Origin of the sequence: Dyadobacter fanqingshengii, from assembly GCF_023822005.2 — a bacterium.
GTDB lineage: Bacteria > Bacteroidota > Bacteroidia > Cytophagales > Spirosomataceae > Dyadobacter > Dyadobacter fanqingshengii.
On sequence record NZ_CP098806.1, the window covers coordinates 79,425 to 100,308 of the forward strand.

The window sequence follows — 20,884 nt, forward strand, 5'->3', positions numbered from 1 at the left end:
AATTAGTTACTGCTTATCGGTTTTGAGTCTATTGAGCGACCATAACACTCACCTATAATGGCAATTTTCAACAACAGGAAAACGGTTAAGACGTTCGCAAACGCTGCTGCTGATAAAGGTACGTTGGTTACGAATCTACATCACCACACCATTCTTAGGCAGGATCTTCTCAGGGATTTTAGGAGCCTTGATCAGCTCTAACAGATTGATTTCAATGGTTCTTGAAAGCGTGGTCATGGGAATATCATTCGGCCCGTTTTCAAACGGGTTTTGCATCACATAGGCGATCCATTCTACGTAAAGGAAAAGAAATGATATGATGAAAGTGATCGGAATGGCGATCCTGCCGATGCTTTCCACAAGACCCATGGGCAGCACCAGTGTAAAAATAAAAATGACCAGCACGACGAAAAAGCTGTACTGGGTTGGGAAAACGGTGTTTTTGATCCGCTCGCATTTTCCCATCGCATCACAAAGCCGTTGTAAGGTCTGGTCAATGTTCTGATAAAGCAGCGTTTCAATCTTGTTCTGCTCGTGCAATTCTGTAAACCGGGATTGTATCAGGTTCAGAATTGCGTTGGGAATGTTGTCCTGACTGGATGCGTAATCGTGCTCGGCTGCGTTTAAATGAAGATCGGCATAAACCAAAACGGGTTCTCTTCGCAATGAATTGGTAAGGGCGTAACACCAGGCAATTTGCAAATGCGCAATGTTGGAAATGACTTCGTCTTTTTCTGGCTGATCAGTTTTAATAAATGAAATGGATTGCCGAACCAAAGAGCGGCTGTCGTTGACAATCTCGCCCCAGACTCTTCTTGCTTCCCACCAGCGGTCATAGGCAGAGTTGGTCCTGAAACCCAGCAGCAGCGAAAGCGCCGTTCCCAGGATGGTGATAATCGATATAGGGAATGATAAAAAGTGCCATTGCTGGTAGCTGAAAAGATAAAAAACCAGTGTGGCATAAGCCGTCACGGCAAGGAGCCCGTGCCAGATTCCTCCGAGCAGCCGCCAGATTGAAAATACTTGCTTTACGTACATGATAGAAGATTTTGAGAAAGCCTCACGCTTGCTGCTAAAAAAGAATGCCGCGGTTTTGACTGCGAAAGGTTTCATAAAAAAATTAACAAAAAAGCAGCTCACGGAAATAATATTTCCGTGAGCTGCTTTTTTGAAATGATATAAAAGCGCTATGCTATTTCAGCAGCAGGCGTATCGGGTTTATTGTTTTCATGCTTTTTCTTGCCCATTGCAATTTTTTCAATGGCTACAAAAAGAACCGGCACGACGAAGATGGCCAGCGAGGTCGCAGCCAGCATCCCACCAAATACAGTCCAGCCAATCGTCTTGCGGGATTCAGCCGCAGCGCCATTGGCAAATGCAAGCGGAAGCACGCCCAGGATAAAGGCCAGAGACGTCATAATGATGGGTCGGAGCCGCAGTTGTACCGCTTCCAGCGTTGCTGCTACGAGTTCCATGCCGCTATCGACACGCTCTTTGGCAAATTCCACAATCAAGATCGCGTTCTTGGCCGCAAGCCCGATCAGTGTGATCAAACCGATCTGCGCGTAAATGTTGTTGGACAAACTCGGCAGGAATGTCAATGTTAAGATCGAACCGAATGCGCCGATCGGAACTGCGAAAAGCACGGAGAATGGAATCGACCAGCTTTCATACAATGCCGCCAGGAAAAGGAACACAAAGACAATTGAAATAGAGAAGATCAATGTTGTGCTGTCGCCAGCTTTGATCTCTTCGCTACTCATACCCGAAAATTCGTAACTATAACCGGCCGGCAGTTTCTGGGCCACTTCGCGGAGTGCGTTGATTGCCTGCCCGCTGCTATAACCCGGCTTGGGCGTTCCGTTGATCTCGACAGATCTGTAAATGTTATAGTGAGAGATCAGCGCGGGGTTTTCGACAACTTTGGTTGTCACCAGTGAGCCGAGCGGAATCATATTTCCTTCGCGGTTACGGACGTAGAATTGCTGGATTTTATCCAAAGATGAGCGGAAACTACTGTCAGCCTGCACCATTACACGGAAGTTACGCCCGTAAAGGTTGAAGTCATTGACATAACTACTTCCCAGCAATGTCGAAAGCGAGCTAAACACATCATTGACCTGGACGCCCAGTTTTTTAGTTTTATCACGATCTACGTCAATCTGGTAACTCGGCGTCCGGGCATTAAAGAAAGTAAAGGCCATAGCAATCTCAGGACGCTTGTTAACCTCGCCCAGGAAATTGCGCATTACGCCCTCAAACTGCTGGATATTATCCGTACTCGTGGATTGTTGCAGCTGGAATGTAAATCCTGAGGTCGCACCCAGACCAGGAATCGCCGGTGGGGCAATGGCCAGAACGCGCGCCTCCTTAATATCGGCAGTGCGGCTTTGAATCTGTTTGATTACAGCTTGCACGTGGTGTTCGGCACCTTTACGGTTGGCCCATGGCTGCAAGCTCAGAAACAATGTTCCTACGTTGGATTTGTTCGAGAAGCTCAAAACATTAAGTCCAGCCAAACCACCCGCCACGCGAACCTCGGGAATGGCAGAAACGCGTTTCATGATCTCTTTGAGCATGGCAATGTTACGCGTCGTCGAAGTCGCTTCCTGCATCTCATACGTTACAAAAAGACGACCTTCATCTTCAACGGGGATAAAGCCGGAAGGTTTGTTTTTGAAAAGGAAAAATAGCCCTACAAAAAGGCAAACCATCATGACAAGGACAAGCGGAGTTGCTTTGATCCATTTGGCAACACCACGCGTGTAGCCGCGCGAAACTTTATCAAACCAGCGGTTAAAGCGGTCGAAAAATCTTTCCAGCCAGTTTTTGTTATCATTTTCACCTTTGGAAGGTTTGAGCATGATAGAGCAAAGCGCTGGTGTCAGCGAAAGCGCAACGAATGCGGAAAGCAATACGGACACGGCAATGGTGATGGCAAACTGCTGATAAAGCCGTCCCACAATCCCGGGCACAAAACTAACCGGCACGAAAACTGCCGCAAGGATCAGGGCTATGGCAATTACAGGCCCTGAAATGTCTTTCATCGCCTGAACGGTTGCATCCTTGGGCGACATTTTCTTTTCATCAATATAATGCTGCACCGCCTCGACGACCACAATCGCATCATCGACAACGATACCAATGGCTAATACGAATGCAAAAAGCGTAAGGGTGTTAATGGTAAATCCGAAAGGAATGAAGAATATCAATGTTCCAATCAGCGAAACGGGGATAGCAAGGATAGGGATAAGGGTCGCGCGCCAGTTTTGAAGAAACAAAAACACCACGATCACAACCAGGATCATCGCTTCGGCAAATGTTTTCAAAACCTCCTCAATAGAAACTTTAACCACAGTTGCTGTTTCATTAGGAATAACATAGTCGATGTCCTTGGGAAATGTCTTTTTCATTTCCGTAAGCTTTTTCATCACACCATCGTATGTAGCAAGCGCATTGGCACCCGGCGCCTGATAGATCAGAACGAATGCGGCTGGTTTTCCGGCAACAAATGCATTGGAACCGTAATCAAATTTTCCCAGCTCTACTCTGGCTACATCGCGCAGATATACCACGCTTCCATCCTGAGGCGAACTTCTAACTATAATGTCTTCGAACTGCGCCTTGGTATTCAGGCGGCTGTTGGTCAATACATTGTATTCAAAAGTCTGTGTATTGGGCTGCGGGTTACCACCAATGGTTCCGGCTGCAACTTGCAGGTTTTGCTCTGCCAATGCTGCTGAAATATCAGACGGTGTCATGCGCAAATTGGCCAGTTTTTCAGGATTCAGCCAGATACGCATACCAAAGTCATCGGCTCTGGAAATGATATCCCCAACCCCTTTTACGCGCTGTAAGGCGTCTTTTAAGTAAATGTTGGCGTAGTTACCGATAAACTGGGCATCGTGCGTTCCGTTTGGCGAGTAAAGTGCCAAAACGATCATGATACTAGGCTGACGCTTCCTTACCGTCAGACCAAGTCGCTTTACCGCATCGGGTAGGGTAGGTTCTGCAACACTCACCCTGTTTTGAACGTCCAGGGCAGCAATGTCAACATTGGTACCCACATCAAAAACGACGTTAATGCTACTTTGCCCGCTGCTTGTAGAGTTGCTGGACATGTAGGTCATGCCCGGTGTACCATTGATCTGTGTTTCAATTGGCGTGGTCGTGGTCTGCTCGACGGTCTGGGCGTCAGCACCCGTGAAGTTACCGCTTACCGTAACGGTAGGAGGCGTTACATCCGGATACTGCGCAACGGGCAATGTCGTTAATGCTATCAGACCCACCAGGACCAGCACAACGGAAGTAACTATCGCTGTAACAGGTCTTTTGATAAAAATATCTGCAATCATTTTTACTGGATTATATTAGAATAGTAAAGGAGCGAAGGATTACTTCCCGGCTGTAATAACGGCACCTTCTCTCAGGTTCTGAACTCCTTCCACAGCGATCTTTTCGCCTTCTTTGAGTCCGTCTTTGACAATTACATTGGCGCCCAGGGCATTTCCCAGTACGACGCGCCGCTGGCTTACTTTGCTACTGTCGCCGGCCACATATACAAAATATTCTCCCAATTGCTCGGTAACGGCTTTGTAAGGAATCACCACCGATTTTGCAGCCGAATTGTTAAGAACGCGAACTGTTCCGCTCATGCCGGAGCGAAGGCGGTTGTCTTTGTTCGGAAATACGAGCCTGGTTTTGATGGTTCCTGTCTGTGGATCCACTGCGCGGTCAATCAGGGCGATTTTACCAGTGGCTGGAAAAATATCAGTTCCGAATTTTAAAGTGAATGTTGAATCGGCCGCCTTCGCGTTTTTCATTAGGGTCGAAAACCGGTAAATTTCTTTTTGATCCACATTGAAATCCACGGCAAGCTGACTATCCGTGGAAACGGTGTTTAAAATAGTCTGACCAGCTGAAATAGCAGCGCCAACTTTCACCAAGGATATGCCGATAACGCCGTCAAAGGGAGCGGTAACCTTTGTGTAATTTACGCTGGTCTGAACGGCCTGTATATTTGCCTTGGCTGCCTCGGCTTGTCTTTTAGCCACTTCCAGGGCAGCATCTGCATTATCGACGAGCTGCTTTGCAACCGCGTCATTTTTTTCCAGTTCATGATAACGATCGGCATCCTTCTGGGCGCGCGACAGGTTGGCCTGCTGCACATTCAGGTTGGCTACTGCCTGATCGTAATTTGCATTGTATAGCTGCGCGTCAATGGAATAAAGCAACTGGCCTTTTCTCACTCGTGAGCCATCTTTAAAATGGATGCCGGTGATGAACCCGGTTACTTGCGGGCGAAGCTCAATTTCATTCAGTGCGGTAACTGTGCCCGGGTATTCATCATAGTAAACTGCATCAGCGGTGGACACAGCCACAAGTGAAACCGGCACGGCGGGTGGCGCAGTTGGTTGCTGCTGCTGTTTATTTTTATTTCCGCAAGAGCTCATCATGCCCAAAAACAGTGCTGCAGAGAAGTATGGTAATTTATTTGAGAACATAATAGGGGAATTTTTCAAATTAATAATTCATTTGCCCAAGGGCTTTTTGCACATCAATTTTGCTAGCCAAAGTCTGGTAAAGCGCGTTATAGTAGCTGATGCGGGCCAGACGAAGATCTGTTTCCGAGGTCACCACTTCCAAATAGGTTTTGATCCCTGACTTGTATTGCAGCTGAATCACATCGTACACCTCTCGGGCCAGGTCCATGTTCTCTTTTTGCGCTAACAAGTTGGTCAGATAGCCTTTATAGGCTGCCAGCGCCTGTGAGTATTCGGCGCTCACATTCAATTGAAGACCTTTAATGTCCCAATCGAGTCGTTTTATCTGCCATTCTGCGGTTTTCGTGTTCGCCTTTCTTTTGCCGCCCTGGTAAAGCGGGAGCGAAAGCGTAAGCAGACCAAATGAGTTGGGATAATTCTTGTTATAAAGATCGGTGAACTGGTTGTTTTGAAAATTGAGGTTATAAGCACCGTTCAAAGAAATATTCGGCAGGTAACTCCATTTATTATATTGCAGATTTGCCTCCAAAAGCTTTTTCTGGGTGCTTAGCAGCTGATATTCAATGCGTGAATTCAAATCCACATTCTGCATGGTATCCAGGGCGATCTCGCGTTCCATCTGCAATGTATCATAGCTGATCTGCAATTGCTGATTGGAAGGATAACCCATTAGGGATTTGAGATAATCCAATTTCGCTTTCAAAAGCTCCTCATTACTTTTCTTGCTGGCTTTGGTATTATTGAGCGAAATCATCGCCCGCTTGAAATCGATCTTATCGGCGATTCCCGACTTGTACTGATTCTCTGCATCCTTCAAGCTCCTTTCCAGGCGCTGAATGTCTTCCTGCGCGACATCGATCTGCTGCGTTGTGGCCAGCACATCGTAAAATGCCTTGGAAACATTCACCGCAATGTCCGTCTTATTATAGGAAGTGTTCTGACTTGCCTGCAAGAGAACATCCTTTTTTGTTTGGTTTGCCAAAAGCACATCCCGGTTGAAGATCTGCTGCGACAATGTGAACTGAGCCGCAGAAATGTTGCTAACCCCAAGCTTTACGGGGTTACCGGCAATGATGCTGGTTTGGACAATAAAATTGTGCTGCAGATTGTAATTGAAATTAATCTGCGGATACCAGTCAGCCAGTCTGCTGCGGATCTGGTTTTCTGTGATACGCTCATCGATCAGCGATTGCTGAACAACGGGCTGGTTTTTAATGGCATAGTCAACAACCGCCTGCAAAGTTGCCTGCTCCAATAAGGGCGCCTCTTTGGAACTTTCCTGAATGGCCTGAGAAAATATAGGGCAAAAAGAAGTGAGTAAAAGCAGTGCCGAGCTAAGCGCCAAACGCATTGTTTTTTGTGGCTTAGACCAATACTTCATGTAGATTTTTATTTTATGAAACAGAGTGAATAGTAGCGCTTGGACGGCGCTGTAAATAAATGATTTCGGCTCGTCAGCTGTCAGTGGGGATAAAATCGAGATTACTGCCGAAAATCAATGGGTGGATAAGGGATTGCATAAAAGGCTCAGGATGATAATTTTGTATACAAACGGTGACATAATGGAGGTGGATTTTTGCCGCCATGGTTCTCCGATTGTACTTATTAAGGATTTAATACCTAGAATAGTTTCACCGTATTGATGAAAACTTTGGCCTATGCGGCAATTTTCTTCTAATAATCAAAATTTTACAAGAAATTATACAGAAAGCGGGCTATATTCCTGAATGTGAGTCAGATTGTAATATTCGGAGCCGGTTACTTAGCTATATGATCAGGTTACTTATAAACGGTTGACCTGTGATTCGGGTTGCGGCAGGATCTTTTCAATGATCCATGCAAACAGGATGACCAGCACGCAGCCGATCAGATTGAGCCAGAGGAAAGCTGTCAGGTCGAGCCAGTAGCTGAGAATGACAAATATTTCGCCTAAAATGCTCGCAAAGAACACGGCCCTGCTGCCGATTTTGGGAAAGTAAAATGCAACCAAAAAGATGCCCAGGATCACACCGTAAAATAACGATCCCAGAATGTTAACGGCTTCAATCATACTGCCTAGCCGGGATGCATATTGGGCAACGCCAATGCAAAAGATCCCCCAGAAAAAGGTGGCCCAGCGCGAGGCTGCAACGTAATTAACAGAGTCATCATCTTTGTGCACCATCCGCTTGTAAATGTCGACAATGCTGCACGAGGCCAGCGAGTTATAAGCAGATGCAACCGAGCCCATCGAAGCCAACAAAATCACCGCGATCAGCAAACCCACCATGCCAACCGGCAAATAATCGATTACAAATCGTAAAAAGATATAATTTACATCATTGATCTCGGCACCATTGGCTTTGGAAAGCACCGTTTCGGCCTCTTTTCGCACATTTTGGACCTGTGTTTCGATCTTGGCAAGCGCTGTCCTTGACTTTTCAATAGATGGCTCATCGTCCTTTTTCAAAGCACGCGTGAGCTCCATGACGTGTGGACGCTTGGCTGCCTGAATAGCATCATGCTTGTTTTCGAGCGCTTTATACTGGCCTGCATATTCCGTCGTCCTGACTTGCTGCACAGCCGTTTCATTAAAGAACAACGGCGGGTTTGTAAATTGATAAAATGCAAATACCAATACGCCCACAAGCAGGATCAAAAACTGCATCGGAATTTTCAGAAGACCATTCATGGCCAGGCCCAGCTTACTTTGTCCCTGCGAGCTTCCTGTCAGAAACCGTCCGACTTGTGACTGATCCGTTCCAAAATAGGAGAGTTGCAGAAAAAAGCCGCCGATCAACCCAGACCATACGTTATAGCGGTTATTGAGATCAAATGTAAAGTCAATCAGATTGATCTTGCCCATTTTGCCAGCCACATGCAGCGCATCGCCAAACGAGACTTCATCAGGCAAAAATTTGACGACCATAACACCTGCAACGACCATTCCGACCGTGATAATGCCCATCTGCTGCATATGCGTGTGTGAGACAGCCCGGCTCCCTCCCGCGATTGTATACAGCATGACAATTCCCCCTGAAATAATGTTGGTCCAGGTAATATCCCAACCCAGAATAGCCGAAAGGATCAACGAAGGGGCGTATATGGAAAGCCCTGTGGAAAGTCCGCGTTGAAGCAAAAAGAGAAAGGATGTAAGCGCCCGCGTACGAAGGTCAAAGCGCCGTTCCAAAAACTCATAAGCCGTAAATATTTTAAGCTGACCGAATTTGGGTACAAATGTGATGCACAATACCACCATAGCCAGCGGCAAACCGAAATAGAACTGCACAAACCGCATCCCGTCCGTATAAGCCTGCCCGGGTGCCGATAAAAAAGTGATCGCACTGGCCTGCGTGGCCATTAATGATAAGGTTACGTGATACCAGGGAAGCGACTGACCTGCCAATAAGAAAGAGTCCATGGTATGCGTTTCACGGCTGCGATATATCCCGTAGGCAACAACAAATATAAGTGTGAGTGAGAGTACAATCCAGTCCAGAGAGCTCATTGAAAGTGGGTCATAAATAAATAGAAGAGGACAATGAGTAGAATTAGTGTGCCGATAAGCAGCTGATATAGCTGTTTCCAGCTACTAACGAATGGGGGCAAGCCGTCGCGATCTTTCGCGCCCTGGTCCTGCGGACTGTTTTCAGTATTCTGCATCAAGAGCTGGATCAGGAATCAGGGTCTATTATTACCGGGTAACGTACCACTGGTAAAATTAGAACGGTTTTTACATTGTTTTAGCATAAAAAATGAAAATTGGGATGAACGGGGTGGGATGGGGCTTCCTAAATCGTGTTGCGCTCAAAGTCTTCATTTTTCAAAATATTTAGCTAACTTTTGGGCTAAAACCGATCTGACTCAACGTTCAACACAATTGCTTGATGACATCTCTTCGATCTTTATTCTCAGCTACGCTAATCTTGATGGCCCTTGCGCCAGCATTTTCGGGAAACCTCTACAATATAAATACCGATCAGACTGCTGCAAATGATACCAACGGAATTACCCCCTATCAAAACGCTTGGGTGGAAATGGCAGGGTATGGAGCATCGACCTCCCGTACACCATTCTGGTTCCACGCTAACCAATGGGGAATTGTTCCCACGTCGGGTCAAATATTCAGTTTGCGTGCAGGCGTTGAAGCGAGAAAATTTCTGTCTAAAGACACAGTTGCTAGATCAAACTGGTCTGTCGTATATGGAGCTGAGCTGGTTGGTAATGCCGCTAAGAACAGTAAGTTCTTAATTCCGCAAGCCTATGCGGGTATAGCTTTTAAAAGTTTTCAATTGACCATTGGCAGGCGCAAACAATATATTGGTTTCAATGACCATGAGCTCGGCACCGGCTCTTATATGTGGTCTGGCAATGCACTTCCTGTTCCGCGAATCCAGTTTGGGTTTGAAAAATACATTCCTCTAGTTAAGAATTTTATCTATTTTAAAGGCTTTTACTCAGATGGACTGCTGGATGGGAAAAGGCCCGTTACTAGTGATTTGAAACTTCATAATAAAGGCCTTTTTGTGCGCCTGGGAAGACCAACTGGAACGGTGCAGTTGCATGGAGGTTTCAATCATGCTGTGCAGTGGGGCGGTAAATCGCCTTATTTTACTGTGGATGGCCAAATGCCGCACGGGATTGATAAATATTGGAATGTGATCACTGGCTTTAAACCAAAGAAAGGAACAGGAGGGATTTCTTCATTTGACGAAGAGAACAGAATAGGAAATCATGTAGCGAGCCTTGACTTTGGTTTGGAATTAAATTTGAAATCGGTTAACATTCTTTTCTATCGTCAAAATTTGATTGAGGATGGCTCTCTTTTTTATCTTAACAATGTAAAGGATGGCCTGAACGGTGTGACATTCACAATGAAAAATCAGGAGCCTAAAAACCTTTCATTAGACAGGATCACTTTTGAACTGTTATACACCAAAAGTCAGGGTGGAAGCGAAGCGGTTGACGGGAATACCATTCGTGGCAAAGACGATTACTTCAATAACGCCCAGGTACGAGATGGGTGGTCATACTATGGAAGAGGATTAGGAACACCATTTATAACGCCGCAATCAGAAAACAACTGGCCTAGATATGCCGACTTTTTCACTAATAATAACCGAGTCTGGGTGATCCATTCAGGTATGAAGGGAAAATGGAACAGTGCTGTATGGTTAACCAAATTATCGCTTTCAAGCAATCAAGGTACTTACGATCAAGAGCTGCCGAATAAAATGTACCAATTTTCAGGAATTGTTGGACTTGAAAAACCTGTTAACTGGCTTGGTGGCTCGATAATCAAAGGAGCAGTTTCCGCAGATGCGGGTGAATTTTTCGATGATTCTTTCGGATTAATGCTTTCAATCCGAAAGAATCTGTCGTTCTAAATTTCAGGCTTGTTCAACGGCAAGTCGTTGCAAGCATTCAGCAAGGCTATCTCTCCAATAAGGAATCTGAATTCCGAAGGCAGTTTTGATTTTGGTCTTATCCATCACAGAGTATGCTGGGCGAACCGCTTTGGTAACATATTCAGATGTTTTAACAGGAATAAGCCTAACCGTTGTTTCGCTGATGTCAAAAACAGCTTTGGCAAAGTCATACCACGAAGTCACGCCTTCGTTGCTGTAGTGATAAATACCATATTCTTTGCTGTCAGACGCAATGATATCTAAAATGGCGCCAGCCAGATCAATAGCATAGGTAGGAGAGCCCACTTGATCAACGATCACGCCAAGCTGATCTCTCTCTTTGCCTAGTCTGAGCATTGTTTTAACGAAATTATTGCCATACTCGGAGTAAAGCCAGCTTGTGCGGAGCGTGAAATGCTCTGGCAGGATTTCCGCAATCGCAATTTCGCCTTCCAATTTTGTCAATCCATAAATGTTTTCCGGTTCTGCGGAATCCGTTTCAGTCAAAAGCCCAGTGACATTGCCTTTAAAAACAAAGTCAGTAGAAATATGAACGAGTGTGGCTCCATGTGCGGCGCAAGCTTTGGCAATGTATGCAGCTCCGTCCCGGTTTACTTTACGACAGATTTCCTGCTCATCCTCAGCCTTGTCTACCGCGGTGTACGCGGCGCAATTGATGACAAAGGAAGGCTTCTCAGCGGAAAATAATTTGTCCAAAAGTCCTTCGTCTAAAATGTTTCCATCCTGTTCAGAAGGAAAGGATATTTCTGTGATATTTTTTTCAGCCGCCACTTTTTTAAGGCAGCTGCCCAATTGGCCTGATGCGCCGAGAACTACTATTTTCATATTTTGAATTTTTTTAACTACGGATTAAATGTAAACTCTTCTTATCCGATTCTATGAAGTTTTAAGCAACTATTCTAATTTTCTCACAAATTAATTTATTAAACCTATAAGATTTAATAAATTAATGGGCTTTCAAATCTGTTCAAAAAGAAAACTCAGGAGCAGCTATACTAGTAGGTCGATCGACAAATAATTAATATTGTATGTGAAGACCATATCGATCTATCAACAGAGTCGAAGTCCTTATTTTAGAGTCTAACCATCCAGTGCATTTTACATCAGTAGTTCTGATTCTTCGCTCTTTGCATACCATCTGAGGTTTTAAAGTTAAATAATTTAAACTGTCGTCAAACACACACCTGTCTTCTGCTTTTTCATGAAGAACCAAAGGTCCTGTTCGTTTTTAGGTCCTTTCTTTTTATGTTGACAAAGTTTTTAAAATTGGCATTGGTTAAAATTCTTAATGATACCAAATCGGCTCCATATTTTGTGAAATGATTTTCATCAAACATGTATGGCACTTTCAGGGATGATATTTGTTTGATCATTATAGTATTATAAATATCAACATAGTATTTTGGAAACTGACTTTTAAGTAAACTATTTATTTCACGTGATTTTCTATTTATAAACTTATTACTCAGGTTTTTATTTCCATTAACTTCCCTTGCTGCAATCGTTGCATAGGGTAGCAAATACGTTTCGTTTTGCCCAATGAGAATAATGGGGATTCTAAGTTTTACTAGATAATCTATTGTCTTTTGTATGTCAGGAATTAAAGTTTCGATATTTCCATCTATCCAATTGGCGCTAATAATGACGCCATCGATTTCAGATGCATAAGTAGGAAGGTATTTAGAATATATATAGTCTATCAAATCTGTACACCTTTCCTGTCCCACTGTGTTAAGAAGTGGCATACACCCACTGGATGAGGCTTGGTTCATATTAATGTTTAAGGCGTCAAAGTTAGATCTAAGCGATTGCGACAAGTGGGCTGAGTGGCTGTCACCAAGTAATAGATAATTTTTCTTGTCTCTCTCAATTTTTAAACACTCTGATTTGTTATAATTGTTAGTGCCAGATGAAATGAAGCAATCAGGTGTACCAAACTGAATGTCTAGTTCTCGAGAATGATCCAATGCATATCGGGAAATTTGAATACTATCGCGCCGAAATAGGAAGTCATTTGTATCAAAAAAAGTAAGACAAGCTGTTAGAACCGATATTGAAAACGTTGCAATTAAAATAGATCGTGTGGGTAACATTTTATTAGATTCAACATATGTTGTTGAAAAAAAAGCCATTGCTACTGAAAGTGCGATCAATATTGTCGAGGTCTGAATGCCATCATGAAACCCTAAATAACTTGCAACCACTAATAGTGGCCAATGCCATAAGTATAGAGAGTATGAAATATTGCCAAAAAATTGAATCCATTGCGTTTTAATTATTCCTATGCTCTTATCATTAGTCACTATGATCACGAACGTTCCTAAAACAGGAATAATTGTCCAAAAGCCAGGCCATTCCATGGTTGGACTCAGCCAAAACAATGAAAATATGAGTAATAGATATGCAACGTAAGTAGTTTCTTTTGGAGTGTTTTTTTTAAAAAAATCTTCTGTTAAAAATGCAATTCCTCCAACCAACATCTCCCAGGACCTAGTTGGAAATAAGTAAAATGACGCGCTTGGCCAGTAGTTTTTCGCAATCATCGAAACAAGGAAACAAAGAAAAGTAATAGTTATAAAAAATAGTCGAAATTGTTTTTTGCTGACGTCAATAAACTTGCTTATTAAAAGCAAGAGCAAGGGCAGTAGCATGTAAAACTGCCATTCCACAGACAAAGACCATGTATGGAGAAAGACATTGGTTTCAGTAGAGGCATCAAAATAGTCTTTTTTGTAATATAAAAGGTTAGAAAAGAATAAAATACTACCAAGGGCGTTCTTCGCTAAATCACGAAAGCCTATTGGTAGATATATAAAGAAAGAAATCGCAAGTACAGCTGTGACTAGAAATAGTAGGGCCGGCAAAATTCTGTTTATACGCCTGGAGTAGAAACTTTTTAACGAGAAGCTGCCGGACTCTATTGTATTAACAATAGTTTTAGTCATTAAGTACCCAGATATTACAAAGAAAATATCCACTCCTGCAAAGCCCCCGTTAAGAAGTGGGACTTTGTAATGATACAATACAACTCCTAAAACTGCCAGTGCGCGGAGCGCATTAATATCGTGTCGAAAATCTTTGCTGCTTTTCTCAACGATTCTTTGGTTAAGCATAGTATATATTTATTAGAAGAGCGGTTTATGTCAGTAAATCCCTAAGCAATTCTAGTAGTAATTTGGCGGGAATAAATTCTTACTAGTATTAACATTAAAATAAATTCTGTGAAAATATATTGAGCCCGAACCTCTTTTATTATTGACTTCCAAAAAGATGTTTCGGTTGTAAGATCTGCCAAACCCGAAAGTTCGTAAAACTTGAATACACCGCATTCTATCAAATCTTCTCAAAAGATTTAATAGAATGCGGTGTATTCCGCATTAATGCTTGTTTGTTTAGCAAATCGAATTAAGCAAGCGGCCACCAAGCAAAAGTTTCAATATTCAAAATAATACACTATTTAAAAACTTTTAATCTTTGGGTGGCAATAGAGTTAGGTGGAAAAATTAGATCTTCCTTATTGAGTTTTGTAGAATTAACCTTCCGAAGAGTAATTTTAGCATTGGGAAATCGGTCCAGGCATAATTACTGCCCTCGTCCGAGAACCATCACCTGTACCGTCCTAAATATTAACCGAACATCGTCAAACACGCTATAGCTCTTCAAGTATTGAAGATCATATTTCAAACGCTCAACATTTTTTGCAACCGTATCAGCGTACCCAACATTGATTTGCCCAATGGATGTAATACCAGGCTTAACCGTCAAAAGTCGTTGAAACTCGTGCGGAGCAGCTTCCATAAGCATATCCACATCGTATTTATATAAAGGTCTTGGACCAACAACCGACATTTCGCCTTTCAGCACATTAATAAATTGAGGCAATTCGTCAAGTCTTGACTTTCTAAGAATGCGCCCGATAGGTGTTATCCGTGGATCACCGTCGCCTTGTGAATGCTGCAAGCCCATTTTGTCCGCATCTACATGCATACTGCGGAATTTGTAAATGTAAAACATTTCACCCCATCTTCCGGAGCGTTGTTGTTTAAAGAAAACCGGACCCGGAGAGGTAATTTTGATTGCAGCCCATACCAAAAAGAATATCGGAGCGCCCAGTATCATTACGATGGCCGAAAATACAAGGTCAAAGCTGCGCTTTAATGTTTGTTCGTTGAAGCTTGAAAAAGGTTTGGTATTAACCTGAATAATAGGGTACATGTCGTGATACTCGATGGTAGCCATATTCGTCATGAAGCCTCTGAAATCAGGAACAAGGCGGATTTGTGTTTTCAACCTTTCACCAAGTTTAATCACATCCCGAACCTGATCGTCGCTCATCTCAGAAAGGCAGCAGTATAAGTAGTCGAGCTGGTTTTGCTTAACCACTGCTTCCAAATTTCCAATATGATTTTGATGACCGTCCAGCTCGAACATCCCATAATAGCGATAGCCCAGTTCTTTGCGTTCCCCATAGAATTCTCGTATCAGGGATGCAAGATCACCTTTGCCGACGATGGCATACCGATTGTAGTTGTAACCTGCTTTGCGATAAAGCTTAAGAAATAAAACAGCTCCTGCTCTTGAAGTCGTTGAAAGTAGGACAAATAGCGTATACGTTCCGAGGAATTGGTATCGAGAATACTCCTCTCCTTGCTTGGACAAATACAAAAAAGCCATCATGACGGCACCATGCACCACAACTGCTTTCAAAAAATTTCCGAGTTGTGTATTAAAATGGTAAGAAAGCCGGGTGAAAAGATATGTCTTTAAAACATGAATGGTAAAAATCCACACCAAATTCGCTACCAGCAGGAGATTCATGTAACTATGCGGCAGGATATTGGGATTAATTTCGAAGCGAAGCAAATAAGCTATGAGAAACGAAAAATTCAGCAGGACGACGTCAGTCCATAAGTGGGCTTTTGGCAGTAGCCCTGGATAATGATTTTTCATAGATTGTAGCGTTGAGTATAATTTATTTCGGCAATATGTAGATTAAATTCTATCGGACATTATTTGCTCGCTCAATACAAGTATACAACACTTCTTTAAATATTTCAAATTATCAATACATTAAATTTCATTAAATGGCTGTCAGGAAGCTAATTAACGGCAATTGGTGTATTTTAGATCAAAACTTTCTTTATATTGTTCAAACACTCGCCAGGAAAACCTTGCGTAAAACTGCTTAGCATGGACTGTATGGGAGCGCTCAATTCAAAATTCTCATGAGATACGTTCCGTAGCCGCTTTTTACCAACGGCTTGGCGATTTCACGCAATTGCTCTGCATTAATAAAGCCCATGCGGTAAGCGATCTCCTCAATGCAGCCCACCTTCAAGCCTTGCCTTTCTTCAATCACCTGAACAAACTGTCCGGCTTGCATCAGCGACTGGAATGTACCCGTGTCGAGCCATGCAGTTCCGCGGTTCAAAACGCCTACTTTCAGTTTGCCGCGTTCCAGATAAACCCGGTTCACGTCTGTGATTTCCAGTTCACCACGCGGGGAAGGAGGGATCGTTTTGGCGATTTCCACTACATCATTATCGTAAAAATAAAGACCCGGGACCGCGTAATTAGACTTGGGCTGCTCCGGTTTTTCTTCGATAGAAAGGACATTATTGGCCTTATCAAACTCCACAACGCCATAACGCTCGGGATCATGCACCTGATATGCGAAGATCACGCCGCCATCCGGGTTGTTGTTGGATTGAAGCAACTGGGAAAGTCCCGATCCGTAAAATATGTTATCACCCAGAATAAGGGCAACTTTATCGTTTCCAATAAATTCTTCACCAATGATAAAAGCCTGGGCAAGTCCGTCCGGGCTTGGCTGGACTGCATAGGTAAATGTGCAACCCAGGCGACTCCCGTCGCCCAGTAATTTTTCAAAATGGGGCAGATCGTGAGGCGTTGAAATGATCAGTATTTCGCGGATGCCCGCCAGCATTAAGATCGATAACGGATAGTAAATCATTGGTTTATCATAAACAGGCATAAGCTGTTTACTAACTGCCAATGTCAATGGGTGCAACCTAGTCCCGGATCCACCGGCCAGAATAATTCCTTTCATTTTTGAAGATCGTAGTAAGCGTAAGTAATTTGTCTGTGCTTCGAATTATCTGTCCGAATACATTTCGGTGTAATATTTTTGGTAATTGCCTGATGTGACGTTGTTAAGCCAATCCTGGTTGTTCAAATACCAATCCACTGTTCTTTCAAGTCCCTCAGCGAATTGCAATGAAGGTTTCCAGCCCAGTTCTTCCGAAAGTTTGGTTGCGTCGATCGCATAACGAAGGTCGTGTCCGGCGCGGTCTGTCACGTAGGTGATCAGTTTTTCTGTATCTCCTTTTTCGCGGCCCAGTTTCTGGTCCATAATGCTGCAGAGCAACAGAACCAGATCCAGGTTTTTCCATTCATTATGGCCGCCAATGTTATAAGTTTCGCCGTTTTTGCCATCGTGAAAAATCACGTCGATAGCAATGGCGTGGTCTTCAACAAAAAGCCAGTCACGGATGTTTTCGCCTTTTCCATAAACAGGAAGCGGTTTTTGCTGGATAATGTTGTGGATCATCAGCGGGATCAGCTTCTCAGGGAAGTGGTTCGGGCCGTAATTGTTGGAACAATTGGAAATGACGATGGGCAGCTTATAAGTGTTGTGATAAGCACGCACAAAGTGGTCCGAAGACGCTTTCGAAGCCGAGTAAGGCGAGCGTGGATCGTAACTGGTCGTTTCCACGAAAAATGTGCCCGGGTCGTGCAATTCACCATAAACTTCATCCGTAGAAACATGGTAAAAACGGCGGTCAGTGAAATCATCTTTCCAGGCTTTCTTGGCAGCATTCAAAAGATTCACTGTTCCAACCACATTGGTCATCACAAACGACATCGGATCAGAAATAGACCGGTCCACATGGCTTTCGGCAGCCAGGTGGACGATGCCGTGGAAATCGTTTTCACCAATAAGCTTGTCTATGAATTCAGCATCAACGATATCACCTTTTACAAATGTATAGTTTGGCGCATTCTCAATGTCACGAAGGTTTTCCAGGTTTCCTGCATAAGTAAGGGCGTCGAGGTTATATATATGATAGTCAGGATGGTAGTTTACAAAACGGCGCACCACGTGTGAACCAATAAATCCTGCACCACCTGTGATTAAGATCTTTTTCATTGTTGTTTTCAATCGTTGTGGATGTACTGACGTTTTAAGCTTCTTTATAAAGATCCTCGAACAATGGAAGGAGCTGATCTTTTTCTGAAACAATAGGATTTTCTATTCCCCATGAAATGTTCAAGCTGGGGTCATTCCAAAGAAGTCCCGCTTCCGAAGCCTTATTATATTGTGCAGTGCACTTGTAGTGAAATACGCTATCCTCGAGTGCTGCAAATCCATGAGCGAAACCTTCTGGAATGTACACCATAGTGCCATTTATCCCATCAATGTCAAACAGTTCATACTTTCCAAATGTTAGAGACTCAGGACGTAAATCCAAAGCTAAGTCCAAAACACGACCTGATATTACCCTGACCAACTTACCCTGAGCGTAGGGTGCCAATTGAAAGTGTAAGCCTCGTACTACACCTTTTTTTGAAAAAGACTGATTGTCTTGAACGAAAGTATTATTAAATCCTTGCTTCTTCCAACTATCGTGATTGAAAGATTCAAAAAAGTGGCCACGTTCATCGTGATAGATGTTTGGCTTGATCAGGAATACGTCCTGCAGGGTTGTTTTCTCGAATTTCATGTTTCGTTGAGTAAATGGTTTTAAAATGATTTTCGTACTGTTCAATAATGTTATCCCACTCGTAAATAGTCTTAATCTTATCTAGATTATGGTTGGCAAAAGATATATAATCTTCTTTCCGTGCACTATTAACGACTGCTTTAACTTGTTCACTGTTACTGAAATAAAGCGCATCGTCCTCTAGTATTGTGGTATTGAATTCATTCTTATGAGCACATATCAGCGTGTGAGAAGCCATTGCCTCTAACAGTGAAGGATTGGTTCCACCGACTGAATGTCCATGGAAGTATATATTCGCAAAATGTCTGATGTTATTTAAAGCATTGATGTCGTAGATTCCTCCGAGAAATTTAATGTTCTCACATTTTTCGTACTTACTTTTCAAATATTCACCGTATTTGGTGTTGTGCTTTCCAACGACAAGAAATGGCACTTTTTTATCTGCAAGAGAAACGCCTTCTAATATTGTATCAACGTTATTTTCTGGTTCAAGCCTAGCAATTAACATATTGTAGTTGCCCGGAGTAATGTTGTAATTAGCAATTTTACTAACATCAGCCGTTTCAAAAGGATGTGCACCATATGGTATATACGTCGAGGAAATGTTATATTCTTTTTTCAAATAATCTTGTATTCCCAAGGAATCAGAGATCCAGTAATCGCTGAACACGGTGCCTAAATATTCCGCCTTTTTCAAAAAAGCTCTTACCGGTTTGGAATATTTGCTTCGCTTCCACTCCAGACCATCCATATTGGTTGTTATAATAGACTTTTCTCGGGGAAGCATCCAGCCCCAGACTGTACTACTGGTGTAACCCAATTGCAAGATGATGTCATAGGATTGAGATCTGGCATGTTTTATACAATTCAAATCGTAAATAAACTGTCCGATTGTTCCCCATTTATCTTCCGGGTCGTAGCAATGAACAAGCTTGACACCATTCCATTCGCTTTCCTGGTATGGGTGCATGTGAGAATTGTAAACCGTAATTTGGTGACCTCTCCCTACAAGACCCTTGGCAAGGTATTCGGCGAATTGTTCAAAACCACCGTAGTGATTCGGAATCCCACGCGTTCCTATAATAGCTATATTCATGCTTTATACAAATTTCTAGATCTAATTTCGAACCTTACCTTGCTTAAGTCCTTCAAGTAAACTGTTCTTTAATTGTTTGGACGGAGTTAACCAGGCACCCTCGCCATACTCATTCCATGCGTATAACACCGCCATGTTTCCTGCAAGGCTGCTTTTATTTTGTGACATCCAGTCTAAACATGATTTAACAGATTTGTAGACTGACTGCTTCGAGTATCCTTTTAACCTAGTAGATTCTCTGTTACGGAGGTCAGTGACCGCCCTAGGATCCCAGTTTAGCGTAACACTTGGGATAATGGGAAGTTTGCTGGACTGCACCATTTGGTCCCAGATTTTGGATTCTGTGGTCCTCATTACATCAATGTCATAAGTTCCTATATGGGTTGAATCCGGAATGTACTGATGAAAATTGTAACCGGTTAAAACATCAAAGCCACATGCTTCCGCTTGATTAATTATATCCAGGCGATTAAGATTTATGGCAAATGTTACACCATTAAGACCGTTTTTAACTGCCACGGCACGTAACGAATCAAATGCTTTCCTTACATTTTCAGGCGTTTTGAAAGATTGTAAAAGGTAGTTTAGACTAAAAAATGTTATCACAGGTTTGCCATCGACAAGTAGATATCTCTTGTCCTTAAACAACTTACACCAGTAAACCGAAAGGCTGTCCCAATCATCCGGCTTGAAATTGTAGCCTTTGTGGTTGGCAACCATAATGCTGAATTCAAAGTTATTATTAAGCTTCAAAAATTGCTTTAGCGCATTATTCTTGATATCGCTATCCACTTTCCCATTTCCAGAATTTTTGTAATACCAGCAAAAACTGAAAAAGGAAAGTCCATATTGTTTTGCCAATAACACTTGTTTTCCTATTACTTCCGGGTTACTGGTTTGCCAGCCCCATATCGGTTTTCGCTCATTGAATCCGCTAACGAGATCAGCATTCATGTGATTGGACTTTGGTCCAGTCCAACCATCGAAATAGTATGCTCCTAATTTTACATCTTGTGTCTGAGCTATCAGTGAAAAGCAAATCAGAACATTAAATGTAATGAAAAGTGTGCTTTTCAGGACGTTACATGCAGTAAACTGTTTAAGGATTTGTCTCATGAAAGTCACTTTTAT

At 42.9% G+C, this 20,884-nt stretch carries 14 protein-coding genes; 1 reads left to right on the forward strand and 13 read right to left on the reverse strand.

The annotated features are described in order from the left end of the window. Positions 1 to 135: 135 nt before the first annotated feature. From NFI81_RS00330 to NFI81_RS00350, 5 genes are all read right to left on the reverse strand, one after another. Positions 136 to 1,113: a bestrophin family protein gene (locus NFI81_RS00330; protein ID WP_234615394.1), complete on the reverse strand. Its 978-nt coding sequence runs from the start codon at positions 1,111 to 1,113 to the stop codon at positions 136 to 138. A 74-nt stretch (positions 1,114 to 1,187) separates the two neighbouring features. Then, positions 1,188 to 4,355, reverse strand: coding sequence for an efflux RND transporter permease subunit (locus NFI81_RS00335; RefSeq protein ID WP_234615393.1), 3,168 nt, complete (start codon positions 4,353 to 4,355; stop codon positions 1,188 to 1,190). Between the two features lie 39 nt (positions 4,356 to 4,394). Beyond that, positions 4,395 to 5,504 (reverse strand): efflux RND transporter periplasmic adaptor subunit, encoded by a 1,110-nt coding sequence (locus NFI81_RS00340; RefSeq protein WP_234615392.1) that lies wholly within the window; start codon positions 5,502 to 5,504, stop codon positions 4,395 to 4,397. 19 nt (positions 5,505 to 5,523) lie between these two features. Beyond that, positions 5,524 to 6,885: a TolC family protein gene (locus NFI81_RS00345; protein WP_234615391.1), complete on the reverse strand. Its 1,362-nt coding sequence runs from the start codon at positions 6,883 to 6,885 to the stop codon at positions 5,524 to 5,526. Positions 6,886 to 7,287: 402 nt separating this feature from the next. Then, positions 7,288 to 8,991, reverse strand: a complete 1,704-nt coding sequence (locus NFI81_RS00350; protein WP_234615390.1) for a sodium:solute symporter family protein — start codon at positions 8,989 to 8,991, stop codon at positions 7,288 to 7,290. A 379-nt stretch (positions 8,992 to 9,370) separates the two neighbouring features. Here NFI81_RS00350 and NFI81_RS00355 point away from each other — a divergent pair, with 379 nt between their 5' ends. Beyond that, positions 9,371 to 10,870, forward strand: a complete 1,500-nt coding sequence (locus tag NFI81_RS00355) for a capsule assembly Wzi family protein (RefSeq protein ID WP_234615389.1) — start codon at positions 9,371 to 9,373, stop codon at positions 10,868 to 10,870. A 3-nt stretch (positions 10,871 to 10,873) separates the two neighbouring features. Here NFI81_RS00355 and rfbD read toward each other — a convergent pair whose 3' ends face one another. The 8 genes from rfbD to NFI81_RS00395 all read right to left on the reverse strand — a co-directional run bounded on the left by rfbD (position 10,874) and on the right by NFI81_RS00395 (position 20,869). Continuing rightward, the gene (rfbD, locus tag NFI81_RS00360) at positions 10,874 to 11,737 is read right to left on the reverse strand and encodes a dTDP-4-dehydrorhamnose reductase (RefSeq protein ID WP_234615388.1); all 864 of its coding nucleotides are present in this window, start codon (positions 11,735 to 11,737) and stop codon (positions 10,874 to 10,876) included. A gap of 374 nt (positions 11,738 to 12,111) precedes the next feature. Then, complete coding sequence (locus NFI81_RS00365) at positions 12,112 to 14,025, reverse strand: acyltransferase family protein (RefSeq protein ID WP_234615387.1); 1,914 nt, start codon at positions 14,023 to 14,025, stop codon at positions 12,112 to 12,114. A 469-nt stretch (positions 14,026 to 14,494) separates the two neighbouring features. After that, positions 14,495 to 15,862, reverse strand: a complete 1,368-nt coding sequence (locus NFI81_RS00370) for a sugar transferase (RefSeq protein ID WP_234615386.1) — start codon at positions 15,860 to 15,862, stop codon at positions 14,495 to 14,497. Positions 15,863 to 16,121: 259 nt separating this feature from the next. Beyond that, a complete protein-coding gene (gene rfbA, locus NFI81_RS00375) occupies positions 16,122 to 16,982 on the reverse strand; it encodes a glucose-1-phosphate thymidylyltransferase RfbA (protein ID WP_234615385.1) in 861 nt (286 codons plus the stop codon). 45 nt (positions 16,983 to 17,027) lie between these two features. After that, entirely contained in the window at positions 17,028 to 18,083 is a 1,056-nt protein-coding gene (rfbB, locus tag NFI81_RS00380) for a dTDP-glucose 4,6-dehydratase (protein ID WP_234615384.1), read from the reverse strand. A 34-nt stretch (positions 18,084 to 18,117) separates the two neighbouring features. After that, positions 18,118 to 18,657, reverse strand: a complete 540-nt coding sequence (rfbC, locus tag NFI81_RS00385; protein ID WP_234615383.1) for a dTDP-4-dehydrorhamnose 3,5-epimerase — start codon at positions 18,655 to 18,657, stop codon at positions 18,118 to 18,120. Further along, positions 18,593 to 19,753 carry a DUF1972 domain-containing protein gene (locus tag NFI81_RS00390; protein WP_234615382.1) on the reverse strand — a complete coding sequence of 387 codons (1,161 nt, stop codon included), beginning with the start codon at positions 19,751 to 19,753 and terminating at the stop codon, positions 18,593 to 18,595. Before NFI81_RS00390 ends, rfbC begins: the two co-directional genes overlap by 65 nt. A gap of 21 nt (positions 19,754 to 19,774) precedes the next feature. Beyond that, on the reverse strand, positions 19,775 to 20,869 hold the full coding sequence (locus NFI81_RS00395; RefSeq protein WP_234615381.1) for a glycoside hydrolase family 99-like domain-containing protein: 1,095 nt from the start codon (positions 20,867 to 20,869) through the stop codon (positions 19,775 to 19,777). Positions 20,870 to 20,884 lie beyond the last annotated feature (15 nt).